The organism is Sphingobacterium sp. WOUb80 (genome assembly GCF_050058145.1).
GTDB lineage: Bacteria > Bacteroidota > Bacteroidia > Sphingobacteriales > Sphingobacteriaceae > Sphingobacterium.
Window position 1 is genome coordinate 5,568,311 of record NZ_CP165617.1, and the last position, 13,387, is coordinate 5,581,697.

At 38.4% G+C, this 13,387-nt stretch carries 12 protein-coding genes; 7 read left to right on the plus strand and 5 right to left on the minus strand.

The window, feature by feature from the left end:
• Positions 1-182: 182 nt before the first annotated feature.
• From miaB to groL, 7 genes are all read left to right on the plus strand, one after another.
• Positions 183-1,619: a tRNA (N6-isopentenyl adenosine(37)-C2)-methylthiotransferase MiaB gene (gene miaB, locus AB1Z56_RS22960; protein WP_426790289.1), complete on the plus strand. Its 1,437-nt coding sequence runs from the start codon at positions 183-185 to the stop codon at positions 1,617-1,619.
• Between the two features lie 35 nt (positions 1,620-1,654).
• A complete protein-coding gene (locus AB1Z56_RS22965) occupies positions 1,655-2,929 on the plus strand; it encodes a sigma-54 interaction domain-containing protein (RefSeq protein WP_309359939.1) in 1,275 nt (424 codons plus the stop codon).
• A 63-nt stretch (positions 2,930-2,992) separates the two neighbouring features.
• Positions 2,993-3,454, plus strand: coding sequence for an LptE family protein (locus tag AB1Z56_RS22970; RefSeq protein ID WP_309359941.1), 462 nt, complete (start codon positions 2,993-2,995; stop codon positions 3,452-3,454).
• Positions 3,455-3,467: 13 nt separating this feature from the next.
• Positions 3,468-4,508: a hypothetical protein gene (locus AB1Z56_RS22975; RefSeq protein WP_426790290.1), complete on the plus strand. Its 1,041-nt coding sequence runs from the start codon at positions 3,468-3,470 to the stop codon at positions 4,506-4,508.
• 11 nt (positions 4,509-4,519) lie between these two features.
• Positions 4,520-4,933, plus strand: a complete 414-nt coding sequence (secG, locus tag AB1Z56_RS22980) for a preprotein translocase subunit SecG (RefSeq protein WP_309359945.1) — start codon at positions 4,520-4,522, stop codon at positions 4,931-4,933.
• A 331-nt stretch (positions 4,934-5,264) separates the two neighbouring features.
• Positions 5,265-5,540 (plus strand): co-chaperone GroES, encoded by a 276-nt coding sequence (locus tag AB1Z56_RS22985; RefSeq protein ID WP_028070710.1) that lies wholly within the window; start codon positions 5,265-5,267, stop codon positions 5,538-5,540.
• 166 nt (positions 5,541-5,706) lie between these two features.
• On the plus strand, positions 5,707-7,344 hold the full coding sequence (gene groL, locus AB1Z56_RS22990) for a chaperonin GroEL (RefSeq protein WP_070561631.1): 1,638 nt from the start codon (positions 5,707-5,709) through the stop codon (positions 7,342-7,344).
• Between the two features lie 59 nt (positions 7,345-7,403).
• On the opposite strand, the gene AB1Z56_RS22995 is transcribed toward groL, so the two are convergent.
• The 5 genes from AB1Z56_RS22995 to AB1Z56_RS23015 form a co-directional block, all read right to left on the minus strand.
• Positions 7,404-7,778 (minus strand): hypothetical protein, encoded by a 375-nt coding sequence (locus AB1Z56_RS22995; RefSeq protein WP_426790291.1) that lies wholly within the window; start codon positions 7,776-7,778, stop codon positions 7,404-7,406.
• 56 nt (positions 7,779-7,834) lie between these two features.
• On the minus strand, positions 7,835-9,535 hold the full coding sequence (gene ggt, locus AB1Z56_RS23000) for a gamma-glutamyltransferase (RefSeq protein ID WP_426790292.1): 1,701 nt from the start codon (positions 9,533-9,535) through the stop codon (positions 7,835-7,837).
• A 62-nt stretch (positions 9,536-9,597) separates the two neighbouring features.
• Entirely contained in the window at positions 9,598-9,924 is a 327-nt protein-coding gene (locus AB1Z56_RS23005) for a nucleotide pyrophosphohydrolase (RefSeq protein WP_075990824.1), read from the minus strand.
• Between the two features lie 18 nt (positions 9,925-9,942).
• Complete coding sequence (gene dtd / locus AB1Z56_RS23010; protein WP_309359954.1) at positions 9,943-10,401, minus strand: D-aminoacyl-tRNA deacylase; 459 nt, start codon at positions 10,399-10,401, stop codon at positions 9,943-9,945.
• Between the two features lie 140 nt (positions 10,402-10,541).
• Positions 10,542-12,998 (minus strand): TonB-dependent receptor, encoded by a 2,457-nt coding sequence (locus AB1Z56_RS23015; RefSeq protein WP_309359956.1) that lies wholly within the window; start codon positions 12,996-12,998, stop codon positions 10,542-10,544.
• Between the last annotated feature and the right edge of the window lie 389 nt (positions 12,999-13,387).

A 13,387-nucleotide genomic window follows, 5' to 3' on the forward strand; every position in this document is an offset into this window, starting at 1 on the left:
GAAATTTGACAAAGCGTAAACCATATTTCTATCTGACAAACTGTCATTATATGGATTTAAATTTCTAACTTTGTAGTCTTTGAAATAACTAAGGGCATAAAATCAGATCACCAAAAGATAGGTCATTGCATTGGTTATTCCATCGGAAATAATAAAAATTATATTCTATTGAATATCGAGCTATGCTAGATTTAACACATACCACTAAGGAACACGACGAATCTCGTCAGGGTGAGGCATTATTATTAGAACAAGATCCGACTTTAAGTAATGGACGCAAGCTGTATATTGAAAGCTACGGTTGCCAAATGAATTTTTCGGATAGTGAGATTGTTGCTTCTATTTTGTTGGATAAGGGATTTGAAACCACTAAGAATTATCAGGATGCTGATGTTGTTTTTATTAATACCTGTTCAATCCGTGAAAATGCAGAACAGCGTGTGCGCAATCGTCTAAAGGAATTTGAAGCTGCTAAGGCAAAAAATCCTGGAATGATCGTTGGAGTACTAGGTTGTATGGCCGAGCGTCTAAAATCGAAATTCTTAGAAGAAGAAAAGTTGGTGGATGTTGTGGTGGGGCCAGATGCTTATCGCGATCTACCAAATTTAATTGATAAGGTAGATGATGGTGCTAAAGCTGTTAACGTTTTATTATCGAGAGAGGAAACTTATGCGGATATTAATCCTGTCCGTTTGAATTCAAATGGTGTAACGGCTTTCATTTCGATTATGCGTGGTTGTGACAATATGTGTTCATTCTGTGTTGTTCCTTTTACACGCGGTCGTGAACGTAGCCGTGATCCACAGTCTATTGTGAAGGAAGCTCAAGATCTTTTCAATGCAGGATATAAGGAGGTTACCTTGTTGGGCCAAAATGTGGATTCCTATAAATTTACTGCTCCAGTAGCTGAAGGTGAGGAACCGGGCGAAACTGTCACGTTTGCCACTTTGCTTACAATGGTTGCAGAAGTCAGCCCTCTTCTTCGGGTTCGTTTTTCAACTTCCCATCCAAAGGATATTACCGATGAGGTCCTATATGCGATCGCTTCACACGAAAACATCTGTAATTATATTCACTTGCCGGTTCAATCTGGAAATTCCAGAGTATTGGAATTGATGAACCGTACATATGATCGTGAGTGGTATATGGAACGCGTAGATGCAATCCGTCGTATTATACCTGATTGTGCTATTTCTACGGATGTGATTACAGGTTTCTGTACAGAAACAGAAGCGGAACATCAAGAAACATTGTCTATGATGGATTATGTCAAATATGATTTTGCCTATATGTTTGCCTATTCGGAAAGACCAGGTACTTTGGCTGCGAAAAGATATGCGGATGATATTCCAGAAGATGTAAAAAAACGTCGTTTGACAGAAGTTATTAATAAACAACGCGATCATAGTTTATATCGTTACCAACATTTTGTTGGAAAAGTTTGTAAAGTACTTGTTGAAGGATTTTCAAAAAGGTCTGAGTTCGATTTTTGTGGCCGTAATGATCAAAATGCTTTAGTGGTATTTCCAATCGACCCTCGATTTAAACAAGGCGACTATGTGAACGTGCTTATCGAATCATGTACCTCTGCTACATTATTGGGTAAGATTGTTGATTAAAAAACTGAGATTATTTTATTTCCAACAGGAAATTTATGGATAACCAAGATATAAAGAATAGATTCGGAATTATCGGTAATTCGCCGTTGTTGAATCGTGCTATTGATATTGCGCGACAAGTGGCCCCAACTGATATTTCCGTATTAATACAAGGTGAGAGTGGGAGTGGTAAGGAGGTTTTTTCGCATATTATCCATCAATTGAGCTCACGTAAGCACGGTCCTTTTATTGCGGTTAACTGCGGAGCTATACCAGAAGGAACCATTGATTCCGAATTATTTGGTCATGAGAAAGGTTCTTTTACGGGTGCTCATGAGGCTAGAAAGGGGTATTTTGAAGTTGTTGACGGCGGAACAATCTTTTTAGATGAAGTAGGCGAGTTACCATTGGGTACGCAAGCGAGATTATTGCGTGTATTGGAGTCAGGTGAGTATATACGGGTAGGATCATCTAAGGTGCAGAAGACAAATGTACGTGTTGTTGCTGCGACAAATGTGAATGTGTTTGAAGCTGTACAAAAAGGTAAATTTCGCGAAGATCTTTATTATCGCTTGAATACTGTACCATTGCGTGTACCCTCATTACGTGAACGACCGGAGGATATCAACTTATTATTTCGTAAGTTTATTGTGGACTTTTCTGAAAAATACCGTACCCCTGGGGTTCAATTGACCGAAGATGCACAGAATATGTTACGGAACTATAGCTGGCCCGGAAACGTACGTCAATTAAAAAATGTTGCGGAACAAATTGCTGTTTTGGAGAAAGAACGTGTTGTTGATGCGCATGTACTTCAAAATTATTTGCCTAATGAATCACGTACAAGTTTGCCTGCGGTAGTTCCTTCAAATAATAACGGAAAAGAAGATTTTTCAGAGAGAGATTTGCTGTACAAAGTCCTATTTGATATGAAAAAGGATATGGTTGATCTGAAAAAATTGGTGGTTGAATTGATACAGAAAGGTGTCGATTCTAACACCTTTGATCAAAACTCTCCCTACATCAATCAATTGTACCAGGAGATTGAACCACAATTGAAGTCAGAACCGGAAAATTATACTGCAACACCAACGTTAACTATACATTCTCCGGCAAACACTGCAAATGTATTGAAAAATCCCGTTTCACAGGATGAATATCTGCAGGATGCCCAAGAAGTCGAGGAATCTTTATCTCTTGTTGATAAAGAGTCTGATTTGATAAAGAAAGCCTTGAAAAAACATCGCGGTAAGCGTAAAGCGGCTGCGCAAGAGCTGGGAATTTCTGAAAGAACTTTGTATAGAAAAATTAAAGACTTAAATTTAGATTAAGGTTTACAGATGTTGTCAAAAAAAATTTTATATACTCTTCTCACAGTCATCTTTCTATTCGTAATGAATAGTTGTGGGGTAAAATATGGATTTACTGGAGGTTCCATTCCCGAAGGAATGAAAACTGTCAATATTCAATATTTCGAAAATATAGCTCCTTTGGTTTATCCGACATTAAGTCAGAACTTTACGGAAGCTCTCAAAGAGCGTATCCGTAATCAATCGCGATTGAGTCAGGTGAATCAAGATGGAGATGCTACCTTTGAGGGATTTATTACAGAGTATACAATAAGTCCTGCGGCTGTTGAAGCAGGGACTGACCGCGCAGCAATGAATAGGCTGACTATTACGATTAAAGTCGCTTATCATAATAAAATCAATCCGAAGGATGATTTTGAGCAGCCTTTTACAAGATTTAAGGAGTTTGCCGGAAACCTTCAGAGTGCACAGGAAGAAACTTTGGGTAAGGAAATTATTCAGATGTTAACTGAAGATATATATAACAAAGCGTTTGCTAATTGGTAATTCTATTTTCAAGATGAATCTTAATATATCATTACCCAATAACGAGCTTTTTTTTCAAGCAATCAATCATCCGGACAGCGTAGAGGAAGATCTTATTTTAGCATTGATTGAGAAATACCCCTATGCCCAAAGCTTACGGTTTGTCTATGACCGTAAAGTTTTTGGAAAACATGGTTCTGTTCAGAATTTGTCTTCTACTTTACTCTATGCATCCTCTCCAAGTTGGCTGTATGAATTTGTTCATAGTAAATCGGCGGTAGCGCCTCCGCCAATAACGCAGCAAGATGAATTTATTACGGAAGAGGTGTTAAACGACGATGAAGGGTTGGTCGAAATTGAAGAGAAGAGCGTGGAGGTTGATGAATTGGATCGTTTGATTCAAGCCGGGGTTGCAAAAGATTATTTTAGAGCCAACAACGATCAGCAGCAAGAAATTATTGCCGATTCGGAGGAGATTCCCACTGTAGCTGCCCCTTTAGCGGAATCTGTCGTCGAAGGGAGCGATGGTCAAGAGCGTGTTTCTGTTTATGATGATGATACGATGCCATATAGTTTCCTATGGTGGTTACATAAAACGAGATTAGAATATGCTGATACTTATCAGCCCTATGTAAAATCTCCATTAGGTCCAATGATGCCGTCTAATGATGATATTGCTAAAATTCATGAGAAATTGGATAGCCAGCTATTAGATCAACAGATTCGAGAGAATATCTTTCATTTGCAATCACCTGAAGCAAAGTTGAGTGATGAAGTTAAAACGACAATAGCTTTTCAGATACCGCGTAAAACTGACGAGGTAATTGAAAAATTTATTCGTGAAGAACCTATGATTCAACCCCTGCAAGCAGAAAAATTAGACTTGGAGAACAAAGCAAGAAAAAGCTCGGAGGATCAGCATTCGCTTGTTACCGAAACGCTTGCTAAGATCTATCTGGAACAAGGCTTATATCCAAAAGCAATAGAGGTTTACAAAAAATTAGTTTTGAAATATCCAGAAAAAAATGCTTACTTTGCGGCACGCATAACAGAATTAGAAAAGAAATTAAATTAATAACATAAGAGATGCAAGGATTATTAATCGGTCTAATCATATTAGCTAGTATTATTTTAGCGTTTTTGGTTTTAATCCAAAATCCAAAAGGAGGAGGTTTGTCATCTGGTTTTTCAGGTGGAACGAATCTTATGGGGGTAAAACGTACAGGTGACTTTTTGGAAAAAGGTACTTGGATCATGGTTATTGCCATTATGATATTTAGCTTAGGTGTAAATATTATCGGTACATCACCAAGTACATCTAAAGGTGGTTTGGGAGGTCAAATCGAGACTCCTGCGCAGCAAGGTCCATTGAACTTGGGTACTGGACAAAAGCCTGCTGGTGTTCCTGCGGGACAAGAGCAAGCAGCTCCTGCTCAATCTCAGGAAAAAGCTCCAGCGACTACACCTGCAACGAAACCAGCTGAAGAAGCTAAAAAATAGTTGTCAGTAAAAAGTTATAGGCCCCGTTTGTGAAAGCAAACGGGGCTTTTTTATGTCTCGTATCCGTAGACTCGCCACACTCGGTTGAAAAGAAAGACAAAGAAATGTATCTATAGCGTTAATTTATTGAAACTGCGGCAGAGAGGAGTAAGACTGGCAGACAGAAAATGACAGTGTGACAGCAAAATGAATTTTTGTCGATCGGCATGTTAGTTTTCTGTGAAAAATTGTCTTATAAGCCTTCATATTTACAATTGGCATAAAAGATGATGTGTTTATATCGATTATAACATTAAAATAAATTCAATAACAGATAAAAAGTAAATTAATTATGGCATTAAGTATCAAACCTATCGGAGATAGAGTAGTAGTAGAGGCTGCTCCTGCAGAAGAAAAAACAGCTTCAGGGTTATATATTCCCGATACAGCGAAAGAAAAACCATCTCAAGGTACAGTAGTTGCTGTAGGTACAGGTAAAGTTGACGAGCCGTTAACTGTTAAAGTTGGTGATAAAGTATTGTACGGAAAGTACGCAGGTACTGAAATCACTTATGAAGGAAAAGAATACTTAATTATGCGTGAGTCTGATATTTACGCTGTTATCTAATTCATACGACGAGGTTATTTAAAAAGGAGCTTTTTGGCTCAAATAAAAATTTAATAGGTTATTTTGGTGGAGTTGTAAAATTAGATATGTTAATGATCAGATCGGCCTTACGATTTTATATTAAATTCTAATTATTCTTCTTGAAATACTAAATACTCATATAAAAATGGCAAAACAAGTAAAATATAACGTTGAGGCTCGCGAGGCCCTTAAAAAAGGTGTAGACACTTTAGCAAATGCAGTTAAAGTAACATTGGGTCCTAAAGGACGTAACGTAATTATTGAGAAAAAATTTGGTGCTCCAGTAATTACTAAAGACGGTGTTTCAGTAGCGAAAGAAATCGAATTGAAAGACGCTTTAGAAAATATGGGTGCACAAATGGTAAAAGAAGTCGCTTCTAAAACTGCTGATCAAGCTGGTGACGGTACGACAACTGCTACAGTATTGGCACAAGCTATTGTTGCTCCAGGTATCAAATCTGTAGCTGCTGGTGCTAACCCAATGGATCTAAAACGTGGTATTGACAAAGCTGTTGCAACTGTAGTTGCTAACTTGAAATCTCAATCTCAAGAAGTTGGTCAAGACAACAATAAAATCAAACAAGTTGCTACTATTTCTGCTAACAACGACGAAGTAATTGGTGCTTTGATCGCTCAAGCAATGGAAAAAGTAGGTAACGACGGTGTTATCACTGTTGAAGAGGCAAAAGGTACTGAAACAGAAGTAAAAACTGTGGAAGGTATGCAATTTGACCGTGGTTATTTGTCGCCATATTTTGTGACAAATTCTGACAAAATGGAAGCGGAATTAGATAATCCATACATTTTGATCTACGACAAGAAAATCAGCAACATGAAAGAATTGTTGCCAATCTTGGAGAAACAAGTTCAAACTGGTAAACCATTATTGATCATTGCTGAAGATTTAGATGGTGAGGCACTTGCAACATTAGTTGTTAATAAAATCCGTGGTTCGTTGAAAGTTGCAGCTGTTAAAGCTCCAGGTTTCGGTGACCGTCGTAAAGCCATGTTAGAAGATATCGCTATCTTAACTGGTGGTACTGTTATCTCTGAAGAAAGAGGTTTCAAATTAGAAAATGCTGAGTTATCTTACTTAGGTCAAGCTGAAAAAGTTCAAGTTGACAAAGATAACACAACTATTATCAATGGTTCGGGTAATGTAGAGGATATTAAAGCACGTGTTGCTCAAATCCGTTCACAAATCGAAACAACAACTTCTGACTACGATCGCGAAAAACTACAAGAGCGTTTGGCGAAATTGTCAGGTGGTGTAGCCGTGTTATATGTGGGTGCAACTACTGAGGTTGAAATGAAAGAGAAAAAAGACCGTGTTGATGATGCTTTACATGCAACTCGTGCAGCTGTTGAAGAAGGTATTATCGCTGGTGGTGGTGTTGCATTCATTCGCTCAACTGAAGCTTTGGTAAACCTTAAAGGTGACAACGAAGATGAGCAAATCGGTATTGACATCATCAAACGCGCTATCGAAGAGCCATTACGTCAGATCTGTAATAACGCTGGTATCGAAGGTGCAGTAATCGTTCAAAAAGTGAAAGAAGGAACTGCAGATTTCGGTTACAACGCACGTACAGACCGTTACGAAAACTTAATCGCCGCTGGTGTAATTGATCCAACTAAAGTATCTCGTGTGGCCTTAGAAAATGCAGCTTCAGTTGCTTCAATGTTATTGACTACTGAGTGTGTATTGGCTGACGAAGCTGAAGAAAACCCTGTAGGTGCTGGTGCTCCTCCAATGGGTGGCGGTATGGGTGGAATGATGTAAGATCATCCTATACAAAAAAAACCTGTTATCTCAGATAACAGGTTTTTTTTGCATCATAATTAATGATGTCTTCTGTATTTCTCGTAATAATGATCGTATTCTCGAGGTGAATAATTACGTTTAGTACCCCATTCCTGTAGCTCATCATTAAAAAAATGTAACCAATATTGACGAAATCCTGCTGCTGAATCTGTAGGATTTTCAAGCTGAGGAGTATTATATTCGTAGATTTCTAAAATACCATCCTGATACTTCTTTGCAGCCACAATGGCATCTGGTTTTCCAAGTTTTTGAATAACTTGTGCTTTGCTCATACCCACCTGTACCTTTGTAAAATCGGGCCCCTGCAGCATTTTACAGTTCGAAAACAAGATCAATATAAATGTCGTAACTAATGTTGTTCTGAAAATTGTGTTATAGTTCTTAAGAATCATAATGCGTTATTTCTTATAAGATCGAGATTGCCGCAAATAGTTTAATCATTTTTAATCTAATAACCTTTTGCCGTATCATCTCCACGTGGGTCGGCTCCTGTTTGTAATTTGCCATTTGGTAATACAAGTATATTTTCCACGCGGCCAATTGCCCCTCTCGGATTTATCGTATAGCCATCTTTTGTCAATTGGTCACGTAGATTGACATCGATTGCGTTATTTTCGACGTCAATGCGATCAGGAAGCCATTGATGATGAAATCTTGGCAGGCTCACAGCCGATTGGGCATTTTGTCTGAAGTCAATAACGTTGAGGATGGTCTGAAAAACAGAGGTAATGATGGTTGATCCTCCCGGGGTTCCCACAACCATGAATAGTTTACCATCTTTTTCTACAATAGTGGGTGTCATTGAGCTAAGCATTCTTTTGCCGGGCTGTATCTCGTTCGCTTTTTCCCCTGTAAGCCCATACATGTTTGGGACACCTGTCTTGACGGAGAAATCGTCCATTTCATTGTTTAACAAGAAGCCTGCACCGGCTACAAATACTCCTGAGCCATAAGAATCATTGAGTGTTGTTGTAATGGATACTGCATTCCCTTGTTCGTCTACGATATTGAAATGTGTCGTTTGCTCACTTTCATAACCAGGAATGACATCTGCATTGACATCTTTGCTTAATGTCGCTTTATGGAAATTGAATGAATTGAGTTTATGTGCATTTGAGCTGGAGTCGATAAGCTGTTGGACCGGCACCTTAATAAAATCAGGATCTCCTAAATATTTAGCCCGATTGGCATATACATAGCGTTCAGCTTCAATCATGACACGAACAGTTGAATCGGATTGAAAGCCCCAACGCTGTAGTGGAAATTGCTCTACAGATTTGAGCAGGGCTAAAAGAGATGTTCCTCCACTCGAAGGTGGTGGCATGGAAATAACTTTGTGGCCCCTATAATTTGTGGAAATTGGAGTACGCCAAAGTGCTTGGTAATCCAAGAGATCTTGGTGTGTAATAATTCCTTTTCCCTGATCCATTTCAGCGACAAGTAAGTCTGCTGTTTTACCTTTATAGAAACCGTCTCGACCATCATTCGCAATTCTTTCCAGTGTTTTTGCAAGTTCCTCTTGAATAAATAGGTCGCCAGGTTTCCATAGGGTAGTTTTGATAATCGCGGCGCCAGCAGGGTTCAGCTTGACAAAACGATCTTTATGGCTTTCAAACTCATTGGCCTGTCTTTGACTGATTTTAAAACCTGTTCTGGCTAGCTGGATTGCGGGAAGTAGGAGATCTTTCCATTGTAATTTACCATACTTTTTGTGTGCTTCCCACATACCCGCAACAGAACCGGGAATACCTGATGCTAATTGACTATACAGACTCAGTTCAGGAATAACATTGCCTTGTGCATCAAGATACATATCTCGTGATGCCTTTAAAGGAGCTTTCTCGCGAAAGTCGAGTGCGTCCAATTGGCCGCTATGATCACGGTAGAGCATAAAGCCGCCGCCGCCAATATTTCCTGCATTGGGATAAACCACTGCAAGGGCAAATTGTACGGCAACTGCAGCGTCTATCGCATTTCCACCTTGTTTTAAAATCTTTACACCAACTTCTGAAGCCAAAGGATGCGCTGTGACTACGGCAGCCTTATTAAAAGTACTAGCCTGCTCGACCTTAGTATTTAGCTGTTGTTTTGTCGCACAAGAGGCAAAGCATATGCTCGCTATGAGCGAATAGGTTATGAATTTATACATCGTATTCGATTTAAAATTTTAGATATTATCTCAAAGAGTTGTATAAACAACACTATCCTTAATTATTTAAGTTTTTCGTTGTTTTTATGGCGGTCGGCATCCCGAATTGATTTCTTTTGAAGATTTTGTTCCAGAGCCTCTGTTAGATCAATTCCCGTTTGATTGGCAAGACACATCAAAACGAATAATACATCGGCCATTTCATCTGCTAAATTGACTTCTTTGTCTGATTTTTTGAAAGATTGCTCCCCGTATTGTCGAGCCATTATTCGGGCAACTTCACCGACTTCTTCCATGAGTATGGCGGTGTTAGTCAATTCGTTGAAATAACGTACTCCGGTACTATTGATCCATTTGTCAATAACCTCTTGTGCTTCTTTAATAGTCATCTTGTGTTCAATAAAAAATTAAAAGTTGTCCTTATCTTTTGTGTCCATGACGATGGTAACTGGACCATCATTCAGTAGGTCAATTTTCATATCTGCTCCGAATATGCCAAGTTGAATCTCTTTTTGGAGTAATTGACTTAACAGTAAAGCCATTTCTTCATACATTGGTTTGGCTTTATCCGGTTTTGCTGCTCTGATAAAGGAAGGTCTGTTTCCTTTTTTTGTTTGAGCAAAGAGGGTGAATTGTGAGATGAGTAAGATATTTCCGTCTACATCCTGTATCGATTTATTCATCAAACCCTGTTCATCCTCGAAGATGCGTAAGTTGATGAATTTTTGTCCTAACCATTTCAGATCTTCTGTTGTGTCTGCTTCTTCAACTCCTAATAAAATCATTAAACCCTTCTGGATCTGGCCTGTAATCTGATTGTCAACCGTGCAAGAGGCGTTTTTCACTCGTTGTATAACTGCGCGCATAATGAAAAGTATAAAACCAAAGGTAAAAATTCCGATTATCAAACACGATGTAATGTGCAAATTATCCGGTATATTAAATAAAAAACGTCTCTTGCTTCCTCAGGAAAAAAGAGACGTTTTTTTATTTAAATAAATTGTTTCTAGAATTTGAAATTCAAGCCCAGTAGGAAATTCGTTGGTGCTTGAGGAAAATAAAAATTATAATATTTTCGGGTATCACCTTCCATCCAACCAAAGGTGTAGCCATTGGCTTCGTACTTTTCGTTGAAGATGTTGTTGACCTGTAATGCTGCACTGATGTTTTTGATGCCTAATGCTGTAAAGCTATAGTTTGCTAACAGATTGTTGACAAAATAAGAGGAAATGCTTCTCTCCTTCGCAGATGAATTATCTAAATATTGTCTTCCTACAAATTTGGATAGAAACGAGAATGTAAGTGATGTTATTGGACTATAAGAAAGGTTACTTGACAATATAGTTCCCGGAGAGAGTGCAATATTTGTCTTTGAATAGAAAATTTTGGTATCGGGATCGACGCCGTTAATATCTTTCACAATCTCTTCAAAATCTTTAATTTTATTTTGGCTGAAACTAGCTGTTGCTTTCCAATTGAACTGCTTGCTGATGTTCCATGATCCATCGAATTCAAGACCCATTCTATAGCTATCTTTGACATTTTGTCGAATCGGAGAACCAGTATCACTGATTTCACCTGTTGGGATCAACTGATCCTTGTAAAACATGCCATATCCATTCAACCCGATATTGAATTTTTCATTTGTAAAGCGATAGCCCAATTCAATGTCCTGCATTTTCTCTGGGGTAGGGTCAGGTAATGCGCTATTTTTCTCTATAAAATCCTTACGAACAGGTTCTTTTTGTGCAAAGGCATAGGACGCGTATACATTTGAATGATCATTTAGCAAATAAGTTGCACCAGCTTTAGGATTCAAGAAATTGAACTTAGGATGATAATTATAATTTTTTACCTTATCATCGTCACCATACATGTGGTAATCTACATTCCGATATTGAATATCGGCCATTAATATCCATTTGTCTAGTTTGTAATCGACTTTTAAGAAATTGCTGAAATCATTTTTTTGTGATTTCCCGAAATAGTATTTGTCGTCAAGAAAGCCTGTTGATGCATATTGTGCCCAAATCACCTGGCCATAATGTTTTCCTTTGTATTGATTATAAGCTCCACCCCAAGTAATTTCAAGCTGATCATTCGGTCTGTAATTCAGGGCGTAAGTCATGCCGTAAAAATAATTATCCAACCATCTTCTGCGGACTAAGTCTGTTTTTTGTATGGTATCCTTACCAATGATGACGTTAGGTAAACCGTATTTACTTAGTTTATCTCCCGGTCTCATTTCTTCATAGTAACCATAACCTCTTGTATAGTGTAAGGCTGTATTGAGCGTCAATTTGTCGCTCAGGATATTCGTGTAATGAAGTTGATGATGTTTCTGCGTGTAATTATCTGTTTGATTTTTATACGTGTATAGGTTGTAATTCCTGCCAGCGTCCATGAAACGATCCTTCTCCGCACCGGAGATTTCGAGTGCATTATCTGCATAATCATCCATGCGAGATCGATCTCCGGTAATCAATGGTTCGGGAACGCCGTTCCAGGCTTGATAAGTCTTTTCTTTTCCCCAGAATACAATTCCTTTTAAAATATGTTTCTTGCCATAATAACCTCCGTCCACATAGAAAGATTGTAAGTCTGAACTACCTCTCTCGATATAACCATCGCTACTGATTCGAGATAGTCTGGCATTGAAGGCAAATTTGTCATTAATTAGTCCGGTACCTACCTTGACTGTATTTTTCCAGGTATTATAGGAGCCAAATGAATTGTTGAGTTCTGCGTAAGGGGTTTCGACTAAAGTATTGGACTGAATATTTAATGAGGCTCCAAATGATCCCGCACCATTCGTTGAAGTCCCAATACCACGTTGAACTTGGATGCTCTCGGTAGAAGAGGCAAAGTCGGGCAGGTTGACAAAAAAGGACCCCATGCTCTCTGCATCGTTTAGCGGAATCCCATTTAATGTCACATTGATTCGTTGATTGTCAGATCCCCTGATCGTCATTCCGGTATAACCTATGCCGGCACCGGCATCGGAATTTACCTGAACTGATGGAGTCTGGTTTAAAAGGAATGGGATATCTTGGCCGAGGTTATTACGAGAGATTTCCTCTTTGGAGATATTTTTAAAGGTTGTGGGTGCATTTCTTTTGGCACGGGTAGATTGAACAAGCACCTCTTCCATTTGAATTGTAGCGGGTTCTAATTCGACCGTAAGTTCCAAGTTGTCTTTAACATCTACATTTCGGCTCCAAGTTTTATAACCTACAGAAGATATTTGGAGATGGTGTTTACCGGTATTGATGCGATAGAGTTTAATCAGCCCATTTTTATCCGATTGGCCGGCAAAGGAAGCTTGACCATCTATGGATACGGAAACATGCTGTAAGGGATTCTGATTGATCTTGTCTACAGTTTTAATTGTCAGATTGTATTGCGCAATAGCAATTTGGCTTGAAATAGTAGCTAAGGAGCTACAAATCAAAAATTTGATCATGGTAATGTATTTTGTTTGAGTTAAACAAATCATAGCAAGGGGTTACTATGACCGCACTATTTAACTAACCTCTCCCTACGCCAGCATTATCTGGATCAGGTGTACAGAATTTAATCTGTTGGGTATAATCTCAGCCTTTATTTGTGTTCCTGACAAAACAAGGCACCCCTATTCGATGCTGCGAATATATAAATTTAAAATTGAAATGCTGTATAAAGAAGTAATTTATGACAAATGAAAAAGGAGGTATTTAGCGAGTTATTTCGTTTTGGTTTAAATTTTTATTCAAATTGTTGTTTTTGGTATTTATTGTTCTTTTTAGGTACCTTGGCATGAATTTTTCTACTAGAGGTATGTATTCATACAGGTCAAAATTTTTTAGTTACTAA